23 protein-coding genes are annotated in these 21,061 nt (G+C 66.2%); 14 read left to right on the top strand and 9 right to left on the bottom strand.

The window, feature by feature from the left end:
* Window positions 1-147 precede the first annotated feature (147 nt).
* From ABIE57_RS07310 to ABIE57_RS07280, 7 genes are all read right to left on the bottom strand, one after another.
* A complete protein-coding gene (locus ABIE57_RS07310) occupies window positions 148-912 on the bottom strand; it encodes a DNA repair protein (RefSeq protein WP_354538346.1) in 765 nt (254 codons plus the stop codon).
* Between the two features lie 147 nt (window positions 913-1,059).
* Window positions 1,060-1,500 (bottom strand): paraquat-inducible protein A, encoded by a 441-nt coding sequence (locus ABIE57_RS07305; RefSeq protein WP_354538345.1) that lies wholly within the window; start codon window positions 1,498-1,500, stop codon window positions 1,060-1,062.
* Between the two features lie 82 nt (window positions 1,501-1,582).
* A complete protein-coding gene (locus ABIE57_RS07300) occupies window positions 1,583-2,329 on the bottom strand; it encodes an ABC transporter ATP-binding protein (protein ID WP_354538344.1) in 747 nt (248 codons plus the stop codon).
* Window positions 2,326-3,111, bottom strand: a complete 786-nt coding sequence (locus ABIE57_RS07295; protein ID WP_354538343.1) for an MlaE family ABC transporter permease — start codon at window positions 3,109-3,111, stop codon at window positions 2,326-2,328. Before ABIE57_RS07295 ends, ABIE57_RS07300 begins: the two co-directional genes overlap by 4 nt.
* Complete coding sequence (alr, locus tag ABIE57_RS07290) at window positions 3,108-4,145, bottom strand: alanine racemase (protein WP_354538342.1); 1,038 nt, start codon at window positions 4,143-4,145, stop codon at window positions 3,108-3,110. The genes ABIE57_RS07295 and alr overlap by 4 nt, the downstream gene beginning before the upstream one ends.
* Window positions 4,146-4,256: 111 nt before the next feature.
* The gene (locus ABIE57_RS07285) at window positions 4,257-4,379 is read right to left on the bottom strand and encodes an entericidin, EcnA/B family (protein WP_210877162.1); all 123 of its coding nucleotides are present in this window, start codon (window positions 4,377-4,379) and stop codon (window positions 4,257-4,259) included.
* 43 nt (window positions 4,380-4,422) lie between these two features.
* On the bottom strand, window positions 4,423-6,252 hold the full coding sequence (locus tag ABIE57_RS07280) for an extracellular solute-binding protein (protein ID WP_354538341.1): 1,830 nt from the start codon (window positions 6,250-6,252) through the stop codon (window positions 4,423-4,425).
* 281 nt (window positions 6,253-6,533) lie between these two features.
* Between ABIE57_RS07280 and ABIE57_RS07275 the strand changes: the two genes are divergently transcribed.
* The 10 genes from ABIE57_RS07275 (at window position 6,534) to ABIE57_RS07230 (ending at window position 14,324) form a co-directional block, all read left to right on the top strand.
* Window positions 6,534-7,307, top strand: coding sequence for a 3-hydroxybutyrate dehydrogenase (locus ABIE57_RS07275; RefSeq protein ID WP_354538340.1), 774 nt, complete (start codon window positions 6,534-6,536; stop codon window positions 7,305-7,307).
* Between the two features lie 39 nt (window positions 7,308-7,346).
* Window positions 7,347-7,784: a tellurite resistance TerB family protein gene (locus ABIE57_RS07270; RefSeq protein ID WP_354538339.1), complete on the top strand. Its 438-nt coding sequence runs from the start codon at window positions 7,347-7,349 to the stop codon at window positions 7,782-7,784.
* Window positions 7,781-8,530: a phosphate/phosphite/phosphonate ABC transporter substrate-binding protein gene (locus tag ABIE57_RS07265; protein ID WP_354538338.1), complete on the top strand. Its 750-nt coding sequence runs from the start codon at window positions 7,781-7,783 to the stop codon at window positions 8,528-8,530. The genes ABIE57_RS07270 and ABIE57_RS07265 overlap by 4 nt, the downstream gene beginning before the upstream one ends.
* Window positions 8,531-8,650: 120 nt before the next feature.
* A complete protein-coding gene (locus tag ABIE57_RS07260) occupies window positions 8,651-9,424 on the top strand; it encodes an ABC transporter ATP-binding protein (protein WP_354538337.1) in 774 nt (257 codons plus the stop codon).
* Window positions 9,425-9,450: 26 nt separating this feature from the next.
* On the top strand, window positions 9,451-10,170 hold the full coding sequence (locus tag ABIE57_RS07255) for a transporter substrate-binding domain-containing protein (RefSeq protein WP_354538336.1): 720 nt from the start codon (window positions 9,451-9,453) through the stop codon (window positions 10,168-10,170).
* A 57-nt stretch (window positions 10,171-10,227) separates the two neighbouring features.
* Complete coding sequence (locus tag ABIE57_RS07250) at window positions 10,228-11,112, top strand: ABC transporter permease (protein ID WP_354538474.1); 885 nt, start codon at window positions 10,228-10,230, stop codon at window positions 11,110-11,112.
* The gene (locus tag ABIE57_RS07245; protein WP_354538335.1) at window positions 11,109-11,915 is read left to right on the top strand and encodes an ABC transporter permease; all 807 of its coding nucleotides are present in this window, start codon (window positions 11,109-11,111) and stop codon (window positions 11,913-11,915) included. Before ABIE57_RS07250 ends, ABIE57_RS07245 begins: the two co-directional genes overlap by 4 nt.
* Complete coding sequence (locus ABIE57_RS07240; protein ID WP_354538334.1) at window positions 11,916-12,500, top strand: nucleotidyltransferase family protein; 585 nt, start codon at window positions 11,916-11,918, stop codon at window positions 12,498-12,500.
* A gap of 203 nt (window positions 12,501-12,703) precedes the next feature.
* On the top strand, window positions 12,704-13,060 hold the full coding sequence (locus ABIE57_RS07235) for a hypothetical protein (protein ID WP_354538333.1): 357 nt from the start codon (window positions 12,704-12,706) through the stop codon (window positions 13,058-13,060).
* Window positions 12,981-14,324: a DNA-packaging protein gene (locus tag ABIE57_RS07230; RefSeq protein WP_354538332.1), complete on the top strand. Its 1,344-nt coding sequence runs from the start codon at window positions 12,981-12,983 to the stop codon at window positions 14,322-14,324. The genes ABIE57_RS07235 and ABIE57_RS07230 overlap by 80 nt, the downstream gene beginning before the upstream one ends.
* Window positions 14,325-14,340: 16 nt before the next feature.
* Here the strand turns inward: ABIE57_RS07230 and xth are convergent, their stop codons facing one another.
* Together xth and ABIE57_RS07220 are read right to left on the bottom strand one after the other, a co-directional pair.
* Window positions 14,341-15,123, bottom strand: coding sequence for an exodeoxyribonuclease III (xth, locus tag ABIE57_RS07225; RefSeq protein WP_354538331.1), 783 nt, complete (start codon window positions 15,121-15,123; stop codon window positions 14,341-14,343).
* A 57-nt stretch (window positions 15,124-15,180) separates the two neighbouring features.
* Window positions 15,181-15,504 carry a HesB/IscA family protein gene (locus tag ABIE57_RS07220; protein WP_354538330.1) on the bottom strand — a complete coding sequence of 108 codons (324 nt, stop codon included), beginning with the start codon at window positions 15,502-15,504 and terminating at the stop codon, window positions 15,181-15,183.
* 89 nt (window positions 15,505-15,593) lie between these two features.
* On the opposite strand from ABIE57_RS07220, the gene ABIE57_RS07215 reads away from it, so the two are divergent.
* From ABIE57_RS07215 to argS, 4 genes are read left to right on the top strand one after another with little or no spacing between them, the layout of a single operon-like run.
* Window positions 15,594-16,757: a deoxyguanosinetriphosphate triphosphohydrolase gene (locus tag ABIE57_RS07215; RefSeq protein ID WP_354538329.1), complete on the top strand. Its 1,164-nt coding sequence runs from the start codon at window positions 15,594-15,596 to the stop codon at window positions 16,755-16,757.
* Between the two features lie 2 nt (window positions 16,758-16,759).
* The gene (locus ABIE57_RS07210) at window positions 16,760-18,571 is read left to right on the top strand and encodes a cation:proton antiporter (RefSeq protein ID WP_354538328.1); all 1,812 of its coding nucleotides are present in this window, start codon (window positions 16,760-16,762) and stop codon (window positions 18,569-18,571) included.
* Between the two features lie 52 nt (window positions 18,572-18,623).
* The gene (locus ABIE57_RS07205) at window positions 18,624-19,253 is read left to right on the top strand and encodes a Rossmann-fold NAD(P)-binding domain-containing protein (protein WP_354538327.1); all 630 of its coding nucleotides are present in this window, start codon (window positions 18,624-18,626) and stop codon (window positions 19,251-19,253) included.
* A gap of 53 nt (window positions 19,254-19,306) precedes the next feature.
* On the top strand, window positions 19,307-21,052 hold the full coding sequence (gene argS, locus ABIE57_RS07200) for an arginine--tRNA ligase (protein WP_354538326.1): 1,746 nt from the start codon (window positions 19,307-19,309) through the stop codon (window positions 21,050-21,052).
* The last annotated feature ends 9 nt before the right edge of the window (window positions 21,053-21,061 follow it).

Below are 21,061 nucleotides of genomic sequence, written 5' to 3'. Positions count from 1 at the left end.
ACATGCCCGAGCGCGCGGGGGGCGTCAAACGCGAAACGCGGGTGGGGGGCGCTCGCGCGGCGGCGTGCGGGGCACGCCTTGATTCCGCGCGGGGGACAGGAGGCGACCGTCCCCTTCAGGCCACAAGCCCTCGCACAGCGCCACGCCCTATTCGGCAGCCTTCTTGCCGAGGTCTATCACCGTGCCGTCACTGCGCAGCGTCTCTTCCATGCCCAACTCGGGCAGCACAGCGCGCAACTCGTCACGCAGGCGGGTAAGCTGGCTGGCGGCGACGCTTTCCTCAAGGTCCACCTCATGCGCCCAATGGCGCAATTCCCGGCTGATCGCCTTGGCCTGATCGAGCCGGGCATTGAACGCCTCCACCTCTTCCTGCCGCTGGCGCAGAAAGGCGCGGGCGCGCGCCACCTTGTCGTCGGAATAGACATCGGCCAGTTCCTGGCTGATATGCGACATCTGCGCCGCCACTTCGAGCAGGTCCGGCTCGAGACTGCCAAGCTCCGGGTGGTCGCGCAGATAGGCCAGCCGCTCGCGCACCGCATCAAACTCCGAGGACATGCGGAACAGCCCCGCGCGGTCTGCGGCATGGGCCATGGCATAGGCGCGCGCCACGTCCTGCATCCCGAGATTGAAGCGCCGGTGCGAGGTCTCGAGCGCCATGATGCGCGCATTGGCGGGCAGGTAGAAGCACAAGAGCACCGCCAGAACAGTGAGGCCGGTCTGGGCGATCTGACCGGCATTGTCATAGGTCATGTCGCCAAACCGGGCCTCCAGCGCCAGCCATGGGACCAGCCCGAAAGCGGCGGCGATCGTGGCCCCCGAAAGGGCAAGCGCGGCGATGAGGAATGTAAGCGTGGCGAGGCGCTGAAAAAGCACCGCAAGCAGCATCCCGATGGATTTCATCTGCGAGACCATGAATTCCCCCCAAGAAAATCCCAGTTTCAATATAGGCGAGTTTACGCCGATTGCGCCGCTCGCAAAGCGTTAATTCCTTCAAACGGCTGTCAAGTCTTGGAGACCGGCCTGTGAGCCACAGTCAACTGTTGCCGAAGTGTGGACAGTTCAGCGGGATGGAGGCGCTTTGTTCGTCAAGTGACCAATGGAGATGGAGGCCAGCACGCAGGCGCTGAAGAGATAGAGCCCCCAGGCCACCTCGATGCGCGCCAGACCCACGCCCTTGACCACGATGATGTAGAGCGCGATCAGAAAGATATCGGCCATCGCCAACTTGCCCAGGAGGTGCAGCGCGGGCAGGGCGCGGGGGGCGAGAAGGTCGAACTGCACCAATGCCAGGCCGATGGTCTTGAGATAGGGCGCGAAGAGGGCAAAGACCGTGACCAGCAGGGCAAGGTAGACGTCGCTCTGCCATAATTCCTGCAAGCCGGAGATGATGCTGATTTCCGACAGGCCGAAGAGGGGCAGGGCGATGCCGGCGCGCAGGAGCGGGGCGAACCATGCCACGGGGAAGAGGATCAGGAGCGCGAGGTTGGCGTATCTGGTCACGATTTTCGCCCTGCCTCAGAGGGTGCGCGCAAAAATTCGTGAATTTTTGCCAAGAATTTTTGAAAATTCCTGGTGCGGGATGTCACCGCACCGCCTCGATCGGCCCTTCCGCGCGGCCGTGGATGAACTGGTCGAGATAGGGATCGCCGGACTGGTCCATATCCGCCACCGGCCCGGTCCATTGGATCACCCCGTCATGCAGCATCGCCACATTGTCGGCGATGGCGCGCACCGAGGTCATGTCATGGGTGATGGTCATCGCCGTGGCCCCCATCTCGACCACGATTTCGCGGATCAACTCGTTGATCACGCCCGCCATGATCGGATCGAGGCCGGTTGTCGGCTCGTCGAAAAAGATGATCTCGGGTTCCGCCGCGATGGCGCGGGCGAGGCCCACGCGCTTTTGCATGCCCCCCGACAGTTCGGCGGGGAATTTATCGGCCACATCGGGTTTGAGGCCGACGCGGCGCAGCTTCTCGATGGCGATCTCGCGCGCCTCCTTCACCGGACGCTTGAGCGAGCCGCGCAGCAGGCGAAAGGCCACGTTCTGCCAGACCGGCAGCGAATCAAAGAGCGCGCCGCCCTGAAAGAGCATCCCGAAGCGGGCGAGAAAGGCGTCGCGGTCGCCCTTGGTCACGTCCTGCCCGTCCAGCGTGATCGTGCCGCTGTCAGGCCGGATCAGGCCCAGCACGCATTTCAGCGCCACGGATTTGCCCGTCCCCGAACCGCCGATGATCACCATCGAGGTTCCCGACGCGATCGTCAGGTCGACGCCGCGCAGCACGCGGTTCGCGCCGAAAGCCTTGTGAACATCGCTAAGCTCGATCATGCGGAAAAGAACACCTCGGTCAGGATATAGTTGGCAGCAAGGATCAGCACCGAGGCCGCGACCACCGCCGTTTTCGTGGCGCGCCCCACGCCCTGCGCGCCGCGGCCGGAATTCATTCCATGATAGCACCCCATCAGCGCCACGATGAATCCGAAGACCGACCCCTTGATCAGGCCCGAAACCACGTCCCAGGTTTCGAGAAAATCGAGCGTGGTCTTGAGATAGGCCCCCGCCCCGAAATCGAGCCGCCCCACGCCCACCAGAAACCCGCCCATGATGCCGATCACATCGCCCACACCCACCAGCAGCGGCACGGCAAGGGTTGCGGCCAGAACGCGCGGCAGGGTGAGGTATTTCATCGGGTTGGTGGAGAGCGTGGTCAGCGCGTCGATCTGCTCGGTCACTTTCATCGTGCCGATCTCGGCGGCAATCGACGACGCCACACGCGCCGCCACCATGAGGCCGCCCAGAACGGGGCCAAGCTCGCGCGTGAGCCCGATGGCCACGATCGAGGGCACAACGGTTTCGGCGTTGAAGCGCGCACCGCCCGCGTAGATCTGCAACGCCAGCGCGCCCCCCGTAAAGAGCGCCGTGAGACCCACGACAGGCAGAGAGAGCCAGCCGATCTGCACCAGCGCATGACCGAATTCGCGCCAGTAGAAGGGCGGGCGCGACAGATGGCTGACCGTCTCGGCGGCGAAGAGCGTGAACCGGCCGACACCCGCCAGCGCGGCCAGCGTAGCGCGCCCGATGGCCGCGAGGAAACCCAGGATGTAGCTCATGCGCCGATATGGCGTCGCGTGTAGCGCGCCCCCAGTGAGGTCAGGATTTCATAGCCGATGGTGCCCGCGTTGTCGGCGAGCCGGTCGATGCCCTGATGGGGGCCAAGCAATTGCAGGGTTTTGGGATCGTGGCCCAGATCGGTGATATCGACGCCGATCAGGTCCATCGAAATACGCCCTGCGATCGCGCAGGGCGTATCCTCGGCCCAGAGGCTGGTTTTCGGTCCCATGGCGCGCAGGATGCCGTCGGCATAGCCCGCCGCGACCGTGGCGATGCGGGTGGCGCGCGCGGCGACGAAATCGCAGCCATAGCCCACGGTTTCGCCCTCCTCCAGATCGCGGCACTGGATCACCGGAATGTCGAGCGTGACCACGGGCCGCGCATCCCCGAAAGGCGCGCCGCCATAGACCCCGATGCCGGGGCGGGCGAGGTCGAAATGATAGTCGGCATGCAGCAGGATCGCGCCGGTATTGGCAAGGCTGCGCGGGATGTCGAGCCCGTCGGTCATCTCGCGGAAGAGTGCCAGCTGGCGCGGGTTCATGGCATGGTCCGGCTCATCCGCGCAGGCCAGATGCGACATGATCAGCGCCGGGGATTGTGCCAGCGCGATCTCGCGCACGGCCTGCCATTCGGCGGGCTCCATCCCCAGCCGGTTCATGCCGGTGTCAAGCTGGATGCCGAAGGCGTGGCCCGGCAGGGCCTCGGCATGGCGGATCAACTGCTCGACCGAGTTGAGCATCGGCACGAGGTGGCAATCGCCGATCATGTCCGCATCGCCCGGCATATGGCCGGAAAACACGTATATCGTGGCGCTCTCTCCGAGGACTTCGCGCAGGGCCGCGCCTTCCTCGGCCACGGCGACGAAGAAGTGGCGCGCACCGGCGCGGGCAAGCGCACGCGCGGCCCTTGCCATGCCAAGACCATAGGCATCGGCCTTGACCACGCCCGCAGTCTCGCCGGTATTCACGGCATCGAGCGCGCGCCAATTGGCCACGAGCGCGTCGAGGTCGATTGTGAGGGTCGCGGTGCTCATGGGCCCGGTTTTGACAGGATGGGGCGGGGCGTCAAGGGGAAAGCGGCCCGACGCAACGCCGTCCCCCGAGTGGGAGGGCGTCGAGGATCCGATGCGGTCGAAGGGCGGGTCTCAGAGCGCGTTCTTGACGCCGCGTGCGGCACCGGAAATGTCACGCCCGACGCCCTCGACCGTGTTGCAGGCGGCAAGTCCGGCGGTTCCGGCGATAAGGGCTAGAATGATCAGTTTTCGCATGGGTGCTGCCTGTGCCTCGTTTTCTGCGCGCGTTGCGACCGCCTCAGTCGGGTGTCTTTTGCCACCACACCTCGGGGAGGAAATGGATGCCGTCCCCATAGATCGGCAGACGGTCCTGAGGATAGGTCAGATCGGCCCGGTGGGCAATACGACCGACCGCGTATTGATGGACGGGAATGACATAGCGCCCCGCCGTCAGCACCCGGTCGAGTGCGCGGGTGGCGGCGGTGAAGTCGTCCAGCGTTTCGGCGGTGAGCATGGCGCGGATCATCGCCTCGGCGGCGGGCGAGCGCATCCCCATCAGGTTGCGGCTGCCGGGTGTGTCGGCATGCTCTGACCCCCAATAGAAGAATTGCTCGTTGCCGGGGCTGAGCGAGAGCGCGCGGCGCATCATCGTGAGGTCGAAATCGAACTGCGCCTCGCGCTCGGCATATTGCGCGCGGTCCACCGCCTCGAGCGTTAACCGGATGCCCAGCCGGTCAAGGGCGGCGGCATAGATATCCATCATCGCCCCGGTCTGCGACACGAGTCCGTCCTGTTGCAGAAGCACCATAAGTTCAAGTGGTTGTCCGTCATTGTTGACAAGGCGGCCATCCTCGATCCGCCATCCCGCCTCTTCCAGAAGGGCCCGCGCGCGGCGCAGGGCCGCGCGGTTGCGCGCGGTGCCGTCGCCCACGGGCAGGGCGTAGCCCTCCAGCGTGCCGGACAGAAGCGTGTCCTTGAAGGGCAGAAGCAACTCGCGCACGCGCCCCGTCGCGGGGCCGGGACGCATGGCCAGATCCGAGCCCGAGAAATAGGACGTGATGCGCGGCTGCCGCCCGCCGGTCAGCGTGTCGTTGATATATTCGAAATTGAACGCGGTGATCAGCGCCTCGCGCACCCGCCAGTCATCCAGCGGCGGGCGGCGTGTGTTCATCACGAACCCGGTCATCCCCGAGGGCTTGGCGTGCGGAATTTCGCTCAAAACGATGTCGCCCCGCGCGACGGCCGGAAAATCGTATTGCGTGGCCCAGGCCTCGGCGTTGAATTCGCGCACATAGCTGAGCAGGCCTGCCTTGAACGCCTCCTTGAGCACGGTGTCGTCACCGTAAAACTCGATCCGGATCTCGTCAAAATTGGCCGTGCCGCGCCGCAGCGGCAGATCGCGGCCCCAGTAGTCGGGGTTGCGGGTAAGCCGGACAAAGCGCCCCGCCTCGTATCCCGCCACCACATAGGGGCCGGTGCCAAGCGGCACATCGTCAAGCCCGCCCTCGGCGATGTCGCGCCCCTCCCACTGCGCCTTTTGCAGGATCGGGCGCAGACCGGCGAGCAGGGCCAGTTCGCGGTCCGACTCGGTGAAACTCAGCCGGACCGAGCGCGGCCCCGTCGCCTCGATCCGCGCCACCTTGTCCCAGAAGGCGCGATAGCGCGGATGCCCGCGCGTGCCCAGGGTTTGATAGGACCAGATCACATCCTCGACCGTGACCGGGCTGCCGTCAGAGAATCGGGCCTCGGGGCGGAGCGTGAATTCGACCCATGTTCGGGCCGCGTCGGTCTCGACCGATTCGGCCAAAAGACCGTATAGGCTGAACGGTTCATCGAAAGATCGCCCCATCAGTGTCTCATGCGTGAGGCTGACCAATTGCCAGGGCGGGGTGCCGCGCAGGATGAACGGGTTGAGCGAATCGAAGCTGCCGACATTGCCGGTGACGATGCGACCGCCCTTGGGGGCGTGCGCGTTGGCATAGGGGAGCGACACAAAATCAGGTGGCAGGGCGGGGGCCCCATACATAGCTATGCCATGGGCCGGGTCAGCCTGCACCAGAGGAGCGCCAAGCGCGAGGGCAAGAGCGGCCATCAGGACGCGGCCCGCGCGGAAAAAATCCGGTGTCATTTGCGCAACAATTCCTGCTCTGCCTTGTTTCATTGGCCCCGACCCTAAAACGCGAGTCTCGCGTTTTCAAACTTTTAGCTTGGATAGCGGCGCGGGATTGCTTATAACAAGGGCACTGCTCGATAGGTTTCTTGCCTGTATGAAACCTGCCTCAATGACTATACCCCGGCCTTGTGCCGGGGTTTTTTTTGGCCCTCTCGGTGACGTGATCGCTGATGCCCCGTGCATTTCGCTGATGCGGCATATATGCTGCAAGCGCAATAATCATTGGGAGACTGGGCATGAGTGTCAAAGGCAAGACGGCCGTCATCACCGGATCGAATTCGGGCATCGGCCTCGGCATCGCCGAGGAACTGGCCCGCGCGGGCGTGAACGTGGTGCTGAACTCGTTCACCGATTCGGAGGACGATCACGCGCTCGCCAAGCGCATCTCGGAGGAGACCGGCACGACGGCACGCTATATCAAGGCGGACATGTCCAAACCCGATGAGTGCCGCGCGCTGATCGAAAAGGCGGGCGGCTGCGATATCCTGATCAACAATGCGGGCATTCAGCATGTCGCGCCGATCGACGAGTTTCCGACCGAAAAGTGGGATGCGATCATCGCCATCAACCTCAATTCGGCGTTTCACACCACCGCCGCGGCACTTCCCGTCATGCGCGAGCGCGGCTGGGGGCGGATCATCAACATCTCCTCGGCCCATGGCCTGACCGCGAGCCCCTTCAAATCCGCCTATGTGGCGGCCAAGCATGGCATTGTCGGCTTTACCAAGGTCACCGCGCTTGAAACGGCGCGCGAACCGATCACGGCGAACGCGATCTGCCCCGGCTATGTGCTCACCCCGCTGGTCGAGGCGCAGATCCCCGACACGATGGAGAAATACGGCATGGACCGCGAGGAGGTGATCGAGAAGGTCATGCTGGAGCGGCAACCCTCCAAGGAATTCGCCACCACCGAACAGATGGGCGGCACAGCACTTTTCCTTTGCTCCGACGCGGCGGCGCAGATCACCGGCACGACGATCAGCGTCGATGGCGGCTGGACCGCGCTCTGACCCATTGGCGGGGGCGGGCGGCTGGGCTATGGAGGGGGCATGTTTGCTGATTTCCTGACCCGGCTTCTGGCCCCCGCCCCCGAGACCCTTGCCGATTCTGACGCACGGCTGGCGCTGTCGGCGCTGATGGTCCGGCTGGCGCGCTCCGACGGCGCGTATGCGCCCGAGGAACGCGCGCGCATCACCGCAATCATCGCCGAGCGATACGGCCTTGACGCCGCGCAGGCCGAGGCGCTTCGCAAGGATGCCGAGGCGCTGGAGGCCGAGGCACCCGACACCGTGCGCTTCACCCGCGCGATCAAGGATGCCGTGCCCTATGAGGCGCGCGCGGCGGTGATCGAGGCGTTGTGGCAGGTGGCGCTTGCCGATGGGACTCGCGAGGCGCATGAGGATTCGCTCATGCGGCTGGTGGCCAGTCTTCTGGGCCTCACCGATCAGGAGAGTGCGCGCGCGCGTCAGAAGGCGATGCGCGGGTGATCGCCAGCCTGCCCATGTATGACCGCCCCGAGACGGCCGCCGCCAATGATCGGCTCTGGCAGGGCGTGCGCGACCGGCTGGGGCAGGGGCCTTCGCAACTGACGCGCGGGGGCGATCTCTGGGCAGAGTGGCAAAGCCCGGACCTGATCCTGTCGCAGACCTGCGGGTTGCCCTATCGCGCGCGGCTGTTTGACCGTGTGCAGCTTGTGGCAACGCCGGTCCATGACCTCCCCGATTGCCCGGACGGCCGGTATTACAGCGTCTTCGTGGGGCGTGCGGATGATCCGCGCCCGCGCCCGCAGGATTTCGCGGGCGCTGTGCTGGCCTATAACGAGCCGCTGTCGCAATCGGGCTGGGCCGCGCCGCAGGCCCATGCGGCCGCTCAGGGCTTTGCCTTCGGCCCGACAGTGCGCACCGGCGCGCATCGCCTGAGCGCGCAGGCGGTGGCCGAAGGGCGCGCCGATATCGCCGCGATTGATGCGTTGACATGGGCGCTCATCGCGCGCCATGACGGCTTTGCCCGCGCCCTGCGCGTGATCGGGCGCACCGATCCCACCCCCGCGCTGCCCTTCATCACCGCCATGACCCGCGACCCTGCCCCGATCCGCGCTGCTCTTTCGGAGGCGCTGGCCGCGCTCTCGGAGGCGGATCGCGCCACGCTCGGGCTGCGCGGCGTGACCTATCTGCCGCCCGAGGCCTATCGCGCGCTGCCCATCCCCGCGCTCCCTGCCGCCGATTTGGCCTGACGGGGCGTCAGTTCGGACGCCCACGCCGCCATTTCGCCGCTTTGCAAGTTGCAATGCGCAGAATTTTCCGTCCTAGTGTCACAAAAGCATAAAGATATCGTCCATCAGGGGAGGGCGCGCGTGTCTGAAACGCCGGTCATCGAGATCCGCAACCTGCACAAGGCCTATGGGGCGCTGGAGGTGATCAAGGGCGTGGACATCGCCGCGCCGAGGGGCCATGTCGTCTCGCTCATCGGCTCGTCCGGTTCGGGAAAATCCACCATCCTGCGCTGTGCCAACCTGCTCGAGGACAGCCAGCAGGGCGATATCCTCTTCAACGGCGAGCCGGTGCGCTGGCGCGGCACCGGCCTGAATAGACAACCCGCTGATGCCAAACAGGTTTTGCGCATCCGCACCAATCTCAGCATGGTGTTCCAGCAATTCAATCTCTGGGCGCATATGACCATCCTGCAAAACGTGATGGAGGCCCCCGTGACGGTGCTGGGGCGTGACCGCGCCGAGGCGGAAAAGGCCGCGCGCGGCTATCTCGACAAGGTGGGCATCGGCGACAAATGCGATGTCTACCCGGCGCAACTCTCGGGCGGGCAGCAGCAGCGCGCCGCCATCGCCCGCGCGCTCTGCATGGAGCCCGAGGCGCTCTTGTTCGATGAGCCGACATCGGCGCTCGATCCGGAGCTTGAACAGGAGGTGATCCGCGTCATCAAGGACCTGGCAGGCGAGGGCCGCACCATGATGATCGTCACCCATGACATGAAGATGGCCGCCGATGTGAGCGATCACGTCGTCTTCCTGCATCAGGGCCTGATCGAGGAGGAGGGCGCGCCCGCCGACCTCTTCGGTGCGCCCAAATCCGAACGGCTGCGGGGCTTTCTCAGCTCCACCATGGCCGTCTGAAATCATCAACCAAGAGGGAGTAAACCATGAGGAAACTACTGATCACCACCGCTGCGATGGCCATGATGGCCGGGGCGGCGCTGGCGCAGGATGTGGTGCGTCTGGGCACCGAGGGCGCCTATGCGCCGTGGAATTTCATCAATGACAAGGGCGAGATCGACGGCTTCGAGCGCGAGCTTGGCGACGAGCTGTGCAAGCGCGCGGAACTCAACTGCGAATGGGTGACGAACGACTGGGACAGCATTATCCCGAACCTCGTTTCGGGCAACTATGACGCGATCATCGCGGGCATGTCGATCACCGAGGAGCGCGCGCAGGTCATCGCCTTCACCCAGAACTACACCCCGCCCGATCCCTCGGCCTATCTTGGCATGTCCGACGGTGTGGACCTTTCGGGTGGTGTGATCGCGGCGCAGACCGGCACGATTCAGGCGGGCTATGTCGCCGAATCGGGTGCCACGCTGGTCGAGTTCGCCACGCCCGAGGAAACCGTCGCCGCCGTGCGCAATGGCGAGGCGGATGCGGTTCTGGCCGACAAGTCCTATCTCGCGCCGATCGCCGAGGCCGATGCCGACCTGCGATTCGTGGGTGAGGACGTGCCGCTTGGCGGTGGTGTCGGCATGGGGCTGCGGCAGTCCGACAACGATCTGCGCGCCAAGTTCGACGCCGCGATCCAGTCGATGAAGGATGACGGCACGCTCAACGCGCTGATCGCCAAATGGGAAGTGGCCTCGACCTTCGAGTGAGCCATTGAGGCCTCCGCGCGGTATGCGCGGGGGCCCCGCAGCCCGAGGGAGGCCGCCATTTTTTCCTTTTGCGCCGATCCATCGAGTCTTGAGGGGCTGAAATGGCTGTCGTGTTACCTGACCACGGCCAAACACGCCAACCTCTACACCGCCGTGTTCACGGTCCTTTTGCTGCTGGCGATCACCGCGCCCGCCGCGCTGGCCTTCGGCTTTGGCGGGGCGATGGCCGCGCGCTCGCGCATCTGGCCGGTGGCATGGATCGGCAAGGGCTATATCGCCATCGTGCGCGGCGTGCCGGATATCGCGTTCTTCCTCTTTTTCGTCATTGCGCTCGATCAGTTGTTCGAGGTGGTCCGCCACAAGATCAAATGCCCCGACTGGGAGGCCGAGATCTGGCAGGGCAGTGATTTCGTGGTCTGTCAGGCGGCCAAGCTGCCCTTGGGCAATTCACCGCAATGGGTGCATGAGACGTATGGCTTTTTCCTTGCGGTGCTGACCTTTGCCATCGTTTTCGGCGCGTTTGCCGCAAATGTCCTTTATGGCGCGATGCGCGCCGTGCCGCGCGCACAGCTTGAGACCGCCGAGGCTTACGGCATGTCGCGCCGCCAGAGTTTCTGGCGCATCCTCGTGCCGCAGATGTGGGTCTATGCGCTGCCGGGGCTGAGCAACCTCTGGATGGTGCTCACCAAGGCCACGCCGCTTTTGTTCCTGCTGGGGGTGGAGGATATCGTTTACTGGGCGCGGGAACTCGGCGGCACCGCCAATCCGCGCTTCACCGATTATCCGCATGGCGACTGGCGGATGTGGTATTTCCTGGCGCTGCTGGTTTTCTATCTCGGCCTCACGCGCATCTCCGAGGTGGTGCTGGAGCGGGTGATGCAGCGCCTCAGCCACGGGCAGGCCACAACGGGCGGTGAAGCGCAGCGGAGGGCGGCGGCATGAGCTGCCTTCAGACCATTCAGGATTACGGGTTGCGCTCTCTCGGCTATGGCGAGCGGCTGTTGCCGCGCGACGGCTATACGCTCTGCGAGCATTTCACGCTGATCGGCTCGGGCATGATCTGGAACATCTATTTCGGCGCGGTGGCGCTTTTTGCCGGGTTCTTTCTGGCCACGGCGGTGGCGCTTGGCAAGGGCGCGCGCAATCCGCTGATCCGCAAGCCGTCGGAATGGTTCATCTTCATCTTTCGCGGCTCGCCGCTCTTCATCCAGTTCTTTTTCGCCTATTTCCTGTTTCTCTCGCTCAAATCCGTCTCGCCGGTGTTCGACGCCTTCACCTCGGCCTGGCTGGGGGCGCTGATCGTGCTTTTCCTCAACACTGCCGCCTATTCGGGCGAGATTTTCTATGGCGCGCTGCGCTCGATCCCCAAGGGCGATGTCGAGGCGGCCGATGCCTATGGCTTCTCGGGCTGGCGGCGGTTTCGCAAGATCGTCTGGCCCACCATGCTTCGGCTGGCCTGGCCTGCCTACACCAACGAGGCGATCTTTCTCTTTCACTCCACCACGCTGGTGTTCTTCTCAGGCTTTCCGGCCTGGGCACAGCGCGGCGACGCGCTCTATTACGCGCAGTTCTTCGCCGACAAGACCTTCAACCCCTTCGTGCCTTATCCGATCCTTGCCTTCTATTTCATCCTGCTGACGCTGGTGGTGATCAGCGGCTTCGGGCTCGTCAATCGCCGCCTGAACCGGCATCTGCCGCAAGAGGCGCGGCGCGGGCTGAAGCTGCGGCTCAACCTGATCCGCTGAATGGCGGTCGCGGTGCTTCTTCCGGCAGCGGGGGCATCGCGGCGGATGCGCGGGCGCGACAAGCTTCTGGAGGTGGTGCGCGGCCGCGCGCTGTTGCGCGAGCGGGCCGAGGTGGCCTTGACGATCAGCGCCGATGTGCTGGTGACGCTGCCGCCGGGCGGAGGGCCGCGCGCGGCGGTGCTCGGTGGTCTGCCGGTTGCGCGGCGCGAGGTGGCGCAGGCCGCCGAGGGCATGGCGGCCTCCTTGCGGGCAGGCGCGGACTGGGCGCGGGGGCAAGGCGTGAAGGGGCTGATGGTGCTTTTACCCGACATGCCGGATTTGCGGCAAGAGGACTTGAAGAGCGTTCTTCAAGCCTATGATGAAAATACAATTCTTCGTGCCACATCCGAGGACGGCAGGCCCGGTCACCCGGTGATTTTCCCCGCGGCACTTCTGCCCGGGATGGCGGCGCTCTCGGGCGATGAAGGCGCGCGCGCGCTTCTCTCGTGCCACGCGGTGACCCTGTGCCCCTTGCCCGGAGAGCGGGCCCTGACCGATCTCGACACGCCCGAGGACTGGGCGGCCTGGCGGGCACGAAATCCTTGACAAACGGTTGCGGCGGCGCACGTTCACGACCTGAGCTTTGGCGTGTAAGTCATTGACATTGCGAACTCTTTGACGTATGTCTTTTGACATGCTGGACGAGGTGGGCAAGCGGCCCCGGGGGTATCCCCGGAGGCCGTTTTTTCGTGTCGGCACGGGCGGAGACCCTTGGGCAAGAGAGACAACGGCATGAGGCAGCGACACGCATGGTTCTGATCACCCCGGAGGAGCGGCCTTCGGGCCTGACCACCTCGATCAACGCGCTCGAGCAGCAACTCGCGGACATGCGCGAGGAGCTGGAAGAGCTTTACCTGAAAATCCGGGCCGGGGACCTCGGAGAACTGAAGAACGCAACACGGGCCACCGCCGAGATCCGGCAATGGCTCAAGATCGCCATTGAAGCGGAGGCGCAACTTGACAAACGCAGACAACAGGAGCGTGGCATTGCCCACGGATTTGCCATCGATTTCGACGCGGCCCGACATGAGATCGGCTGCCGCCTGGATCGTCTCAGAAGGGCCCGATGCACAGGAGGACTTCCTCGCTGCCCTCACCGAGGGTGAGCTTTTCGCGTTGCCCTGGATTTTCGAGTTCTGGGCCATGCCGCACCAATTGCCGCCCGAGGGCGATTGGCGCGCCTGGGTGATCCTGGGCGGGCGCGGCGCGGGCAAGACGCGGGCGGGGGCCGAATGGGTGCGCGCGCAGGTCGAGGGTGCGCGCCCGCTCGATCCGGGGCACTGTGCGCGCATGGCGCTGGTGGGCGAAACGGTCGATCAGGTGCGCGAGGTGATGATCTTTGGCGAGAGCGGGATCATGGCCTGTTCTCCCCCCGATCGCCGCCCCGAATGGCAGGCCACGCGCAAGCGGCTTCTGTGGCCGAACGGGGCCATCGCGCAGGTGTTTTCCGCGCATGAGCCCGAGTCGTTGCGCGGGCCGCAATTCGACGGGGCCTGGGTGGACGAACTGGCCAAGTGGAAACGCGCGCAAGAGACCTGGGACATGCTGCAATTCGGTCTGCGCCTTGGCGAGGATCCGCGCGTCTGCGTGACCACCACGCCACGCAACGTGGGTGTGCTCAAGGACCTCATGGCGCGCGACAGCACCGTGGTCACCAGCGCGCCGACCGATGCCAATGCCGCCAATCTGGCGCAGGGTTTCCTCGAGGAGGTGCGCGCGCGCTATGCGGGCACGCGGCTTGGCCGGCAGGAGCTTGACGGCGTGCTGGTGGACGAGGCCGAGGATGCGCTCTGGACGCCCCGCATGATCGAGGCGGGGCGCGTGGCCGAGGCCCCGGCGCTCGACCGGATCGTGGTGGCCATCGACCCGCCGGTGACCGGGCATGGCAAGTCCGATGCCTGCGGGATCGTGGTGGCGGGGGCGATCACGCGCGGCCCGGTGCAGGACTGGCGCGCCTTCGTGCTCGAGGATGCCAGCGTCGAGGGGGCAAGCCCCGCGCAATGGGCCGAGGCCGCGATCCGCGCCATGGATCGTTGGGGCGCCGAGCGGCTGGTGGCAGAGGTCAATCAGGGCGGCGATCTGGTGGAACAGGTGATCCGCCAGATCGACCCGCTGGTGCCCCTCCGCAAGGTCCATGCCAGCCGCGGCAAGGTGCTGCGCGCCGAGCCGGTGGCGGCGCTCTATGAACAGGGGCGGGTGCATCACCTCAAGGGGTTGGACCGGCTGGAGGATCAGATGTGCGCCATGACCGCGCGCGGCTATGAGGGGCGCGGCAGTCCGGACCGCGCCGATGCGCTGGTCTGGGCGCTGACCGATCTCATCGTCGAGGCCAGTGCCAGGTGGCGCGCGCCCCGGATGCGCGCGATGTGAGCCGGGGCAGGGCGCGTCAGGCGTCGATCTCGACCCAGACGGGAACGTGATCGGAGGGCTTGTCGCGCCCGCGCAGGGCCTTGTCGATACCGCAATCGGTCATCAGGTCGGCCGCCTGCGGGCTGAGCAGGAAATGGTCGATGCGGATGCCGTTGTTGCGCTCCCACGCGCCGGCCTGATAATCCCAGAAGCTGTAATGCCCCGGCCCCTGAACCCGCGCGCGGAACGCCTCGGTGAAGCCCATGTGCACGATCCGGCGAAAGGCGGCGCGGCTCTCGGGCAGGGCAAGGGCGTCCTCGGCCCACGCCTCGGGGCGGGCGGCGTCCTCGTCCTGCGGGATGATGTTGTAGTCGCCCCCCATCAGCACCGGTTCTTCGCTGGCCAGCAACTCGGCGGCGCGGGCGCGCAGGCGCTCCATCCATCGCAGCTTGTAGTCGTATTTCGGCCCCGGCGCGGGGTTGCCATTGGGCAGGTAGAGCCCGCAGAGCCGCAGCGCGCGGGCCTCGCCCATCACGGTCGCCTCGATCCAGCGGGCCTGCTCGTCGCTCTCGTCGCCGGGCAGGCCGCGCGTCACATCCTCCAGCGGGTGTTTCGACAGGATCGCCACCCCGTTGAAGCCCTTTTGCCCGTGGGTTTCCACGTTATAGCCGCGCTCCTCGAACAACTCGCGCGGAAAGCCCTCATCGACGGTCTTGATCTCCTGCAAGAGCACCACATCGGGCGCGACCTCGTCGAGCCAGTCACAAAGGGCGGCATGGCGCGCCTTGATGCCGTTGATGTTGAATGTCGCGATGCGCATGGGACCCCTCCGTGCCGTCGCCCCCTCTATCGCGCGGGCGCGGGCAGGGCGCAAGGCTCACATCGAGAAGGAGGTGCCGCAGCCGCAGGAGGAGGACGCGTTGGGGTTGTCGATGACGAAACGCGCGCCGATCAGTTCTTCGCTGAAGTCGATCACCGCCCCGGCCAGAAACGGCAGCGAGACCGCATCGACCACGACCCTTTGCCCTTCGCCCTCGAGGATGAGATCATCCTCGGCGGGGGCATCGAGGCGGATGTCATACTGAAACCCCGAGCAGCCCCCCCCCTCGACCGCGACGCGCAGCGCCTGACCCTGTTCGCCTGCGCCGATCTCGGCGAGGCGGGCAAAGGCGCGGGGTGTGACCTTGGGGGGCAGGTTCATGACGATCCTCGGGCTGAGTTGGGCGGTTTCATCTCATTGCTCAGTCTGACATATATGAATCACGCGCGCCGCGACAAGGACCCTTGCCCATGAGTGCCCCCTTTGCGACCGACCCCGACGCCACGCGCGGCCGCCTCATCCCCGAGGAAGAAAGCGCCTTTCGCTCGCCCTTTCAACGGGACCGCGACCGGATCATCCATTCCAGCGCCTTCCGGCGGCTCAAGCACAAGACGCAAGTATTCGTGGCGCATGAGGGCGATTACTACCGCACGCGGCTGACGCATTCCATCGAGGTGGCGCAGGTCGCGCGCACGATCTCGGGCGCGCTCGGCCTCAACGCAGAGCTGACCGAGGCGGTGGCGCTGGCGCATGATCTGGGCCACACGCCTTTTGGTCATGCCGGTGAGGACACGCTGGCCGCGCTGATGGCCCCCTATGGCGGGTTCGATCACAACGCGCAGGCGCTGCGGATCGTCACATCGCTGGAGCGGCATTACGCCGAGTTCGACGGGCTGAACCTGACATGGGAGACGCTGGAGGGCCTCGCCAAGCATAACGGTCCGGTCGCGGGGCCATTGCCCTATGCGCTGGCCGATTACAACGCCCGCCACGACCTGGAGCTTTCCACCCATGCCGGGGCCGAGGCGCAGGTGGCGGCCATCGCCGACGATATCGCCTATAACAACCACGATCTGCATGACGGGCTGCGAGCGGGCCTTTTCACGGATGAGGAAATCGCGGCGCTACCCATCGTTGGCGATTGTTTTGCGGAAGTGGACCGGCGCTATCCCGGTCTCGATCCCAAGCGCCGCCGGCACGAGGCGCTGCGCCGCGTCTTTGGCGCGATGGTGGGCGACGTGATCGCCACAAGCCGCGCACGGCTGACCGAGGCCGCCCCCGCCGATGTGGCGGCGCTGCGCGCGCTGGGCGCGCCGGTGATCCGCTTTTCGCCCGCGCTCTGGCAGGATTTGCAGGCGATCCGGGCGTTTTTATTCGCCCGCATGTATCGCGCGCCCGCCGTCAACGCCATGCGCGCCATGGTGGATGAGGTGGTGCGCGCGCTTTTCCCGATCTATCTCGACGCGCCCGAGCATTTGCCCGACGAATGGCGCGCCGATGTGGCGCGCGCGGCGGACCGCACGGCGCTGGCGCGGCTGGTGAGCGATTACATCGCCGGGATGACCGACCGGTTCGCGCTCCAGAGCCATGCGCGGCTGACGGGCAAGACAAGGTTTTCACGGAAAGGTGTGTAGGTATGGCGATTGAAACCGGGGCAGGCGCGCTGGCGCCGGTGATGGTCTTCGCGCTGGTGGGCGCTCTCGGGGTGGGCGCGCAATGGCTGGCCTGGCGGCTCCGGATGCCCGCCATCGTGCTGATGCTGGCGGCGGGGCTGATCGTGGGGCCGGGGCTTGGCCTTTTCGATCCGGCCCGCGATATCGGCCCGCTCATGGCACCGATGGTTTCCATCGCGGTGGCGGTGATCCTCTTCGAGGGCGGCCTCACCCTCAATTTCCAGAGCCTGCGTGGTGCCGCCGAAGGGGTCTGGCGGCTGGTCATCATAGGCGCGCCGCTCGGCTGGCTCGGTTCGACGCTGGCGCTGCATTACGCGGCGGGGCTTGGCTGGGCCGAGGCGGCGGTGTTCGGCGGCATCATGATCGTGACTGGCCCCACGGTGATCGCGCCGCTCTTGCGGCAGGCGCGGCTGGCGCGCAGGCCCGCGCAACTGCTGCAATGGGAGGCGATCGTCAACGACCCGGTGGGCGCGCTGGCCGCAGTCCTGGCCTTCGAGGTGGTGCTTGTCATGGCCGCCTCCGAGACGGCAGGCGGCGCGGCTGTCTCGATGGCGCAGGGCATCGCGGTGGCGCTGGCGCTGGGGCTTGGCGCGGGCTGGGGGCTGGTGCGGGCGTTCCGCGCGGGCCATGTGCCCGAATTCATGAAGGTGCCGGTGCTCTTTGCCGTGCTTCTGGGGGTGTTCGCGCTGTCGGATACGGCGCTGCACGAAAGCGGGCTGCTCACGGTGACGGTGATGGGCCTCTACATGGCCAATACCGACCTGCCAAGCTATGCGGAACTGCGCCGTTTCAAGGAACATGCCACCGTGCTTCTGGTCTCGGGCGTGTTCATCCTGCTGGCCGCGTCGATGAACATGGACGCGCTGGCGCTGCTTGATTGGCGCGCGGCCCTCTTCGTGGCGGTGACGATCCTGCTGGTGCGCCCCGCTACGGTGCTGCTGTCGCTCTTGGGCACGAAACTGCCGATGAACGAGCGGCTTCTGGTCGCGCTCACCGGCCCGCGCGGCGTGGTTCTGGTGGCGGTGGCGGGGCTGTTCGGCGAACGGCTGGTTGCCCTCGGCTTCGAGGACGCGGCGCGGCTCACGCCGCTGGCCTTCGCGCTGGTGGCGGCGACGGTGGTGTTGCACGGATTTTCGCTGGCACCGCTCGGGCGCGCGCTCGGGCTGGCGCAGAAGGGGCCGCCGGGGGTGATCCTTGTGGGCGGCTCGCCCTTCTCGACCGCGCTGGGGCAGGCGCTCGACAAGCTCGACGTGCCGGTGCTGGTCAGCGACCCCAACCGCGTCCGGCTGCGCACGGCGCGCGAGGCGGGGTTGCACACGTTTTTCGGCGATATCCTGTCGGAGGCCGCCGAGCATGGCGTCGAGGTGGTCAGCTTTGGTCAGGTCGTGGCGATGACCGACAACGACGCCTACAACACCCTTGTGGCCACCGACCTCGCGCCAGAATTCGGCCGCGAGAACGTGTTTCAGCTGCGCCGCACCCGCGAGGATGGCGCGCGCCACGCCCTGCCGGCAACGCTTGGCGGGCGGCGGATCGGCGGCGAATTCGACCATGCCGAAATCGCGCGCCGCATGGCACAGGGCTGGGGCGTGCGCGCAACCCGGCTGACCGAGGACTACCCGCTGGAGGCATGGCAGGCCGACAACCCCGAGGCTGTGCCGCTCGCCGAGATGCGCCCCTCTGGCGGGCTGAGCTTCATCGCCCGCGACGAGACGCCCAAGGGCGGTGAGGCGGTGCATCTCATCGCGCTCGCCCCGCCGCGCAAGCAGACGTGACACCCGCGCCGCATTGATCGGGCGCGGGACCGGTGCTAGTGCGGGGGGTGGGATGCGTATCGAGTTGGGGAATGTGCGTGTGCATCAGGGGAGTGCGGGGCCGACGGTCCTGATTGCCGGGGCAGGCTGTGCCACCGGGCTTGATCTGGCCGCGATGCTGGCCGCGAAGGGCGCGTCGGTGATCGTGCTCGAGAGGTCTGACGCGCGGGCCCTGGCGCTGGGCCGGTTGGATCCGGCCCGGATCGAGACGCTGACCCTCGATGTGTTCAACCCCATGCCCTGCCGCAGGCTCGGCGCGATCTGGACCGACACGCCGATCGACCTGCTGCTGCATCTCCATCTTCTGCGCGAGCCTGCCCGCCCCGGTGCGGCGGTGGCGGCCATCCCGGCGCTGACCCGCGCGCTTTGGCCGGGGCTGGCGCGGGGGGCGGGCGAGGTTCTGATCCTTGCCTGTGCCCCCGAGGCCGATGCCGCGCCCGAAGCCCATGCCTATGATGCCGCGCTGCGCGCGCTTGTGCCGCTCATGCAGGCGGAGGCGGGCGCGGGTGCGCGGGTCAACCTTCTGAGGGCGCGCCGCGCGGATGCGCGCGCGGCCTTTCGGGACGTGGTGGCGGGCTGGCCGGGGGCCGTGGCCCCGCTGGGATCGGTGCTCGATCTGGGGCGGGGTGGCGCGGGCGATTGACGCGCGGGCGCGGGATGATAAACCGGCCCGGATTGCAGGATGAAAGGTGCGCCATGAACCTCTTTGACGATATCCGCTCGCTCGTGCTTGACACCCTTGCCGGGATGCAGGCCGCGGGCGCGCTGCCCGAGGGGCTCGACATGGCCAATGTCGCGGTCGAGCCGCCGCGCGATCCCGCCCATGGCGACATGGCCACCAATGCCGCGATGGTGCTCGCCAAGCCTGCCGGCATGAAACCCCGTGACATCGCCGAAACGCTGGCGTCGCGCCTTGCCGCCGATCCGCGCATCGACCGCGCCGAGGTGGCCGGTCCCGGCTTTCTCAACCTGCGGCTGGCACCGGCGCTCTGGCAGGATGTGGTGCGCGCCGCCCTCGCGCAGGGTGCCGATTTCGGGCGCTCGGGCTTGGGGCAGGGCCGCCGCGTCAATGTCGAATACGTCTCGGCCAACCCCACGGGGCCCTTGCATGTGGGCCACACGCGCGGCGCGGTCTTCGGCGACGCATTGGCAAGCCTGCTGGCCTTCGCGGGCTATGAGGTCACGCGCGAATATTACATCAACGACGGCGGCGCGCAGGTCGATGTGCTCGCCCGGTCGGTTTACCTGCGGTATCTCGAGGCGCATGGGCAAAAGGTGGCCTTCGCCGATGGCACCTATCCCGGTGATTATCTGATTGAGGTGGGCGAGGCGCTCAAGACGCAGGTGGGCGATGCCTACGTGGACGAGCCCGAGGCGGTCTGGCTGGAGCCGATCCGGGATTTCGCCACGGACCGGATGATGGCGCTGATCCGCGAGGACCTCAAGGCGCTTGGCGTCGAGATGGACGTGTTCTATTCGGAAAAATCGCTCTATGGCACCGGGCTGATCGAGGCGGCGATCGAGGATTTGCGGGGCAAGGGCCTGATCTATCGCGGCGTGCTGGAGCCGCCCAAGGGCAAGATGCCCGAGGATTGGGAACCGCGCGAACAGACGCTCTTCAAATCCACCGAGCACGGCGACGACGTGGACCGCCCGATCATGAAATCCGATGGCGGCTGGACCTATTTCGCGCCCGACATCGCCTATCATTATGACAAGATTTCAAGGGGCTATGATCTTCTGATCGACGTGTTCGGGGCCGATCACGGCGGCTATGTCAAGCGCATGAAGGCCGCCGTTTCGGCGCTCTCGAATGGCCGCGTGCCAGTGGATATCAAGCTGTGCCAACTGGTCAAGCTCTACAAGAACGGCGAGCCGTTCAAGATGTCCAAGCGCGCGGGCACCTTCGTGACGCTGCGCGATGTGGTCGATCAGGTGGGCGCGGATGTGACCCGCTTTGTCATGCTGACGCGCAAGAACGATGCGCCATTGGATTTCGATTTTGCCAAGGTGCTGGAACAGTCCAAGGAAAACCCCGTTTTCTACGTGCAATATGCCAATGCGCGGGTGAATTCGGTGCTGCGCAAGGCGCGCGAGGCGGGGATCGCTGTGGATGACGCGGCGCTCGGGGCGGCGGATCTGACGGGGCTTGCCCACGAGGCGGAACTCGCGCTGGCGAAAAAGATCGCGGAATGGCCGCGTCTGGTCGAGATCGCCGCGCGCGCCAATGAACCGCATCGCGTTGCGTTCTTCCTCTATGATCTGGCCTCCGAGTTGCATGGCCTGTGGAACCGGGGCCATGACGACCCGGCGCTGCGCTTCCTGCAAGAGGGCGATCCGGCCACATCTGCCGCGAAAATCGCCCTTGTGCGCGCGGCGACGGTTGTGATTTGCGCAGGGCTTGGTATCCTTGGCGTTACTCCGATGGATGAGATGCGCTGAACGCCGCCG

Source organism: Roseovarius sp. MBR-6 (genome assembly GCF_040547525.1).
Classification (GTDB): Bacteria; Pseudomonadota; Alphaproteobacteria; order Rhodobacterales; family Rhodobacteraceae; genus Roseovarius.
This window is presented reverse-complemented; position numbering and strand designations above follow the sequence as displayed.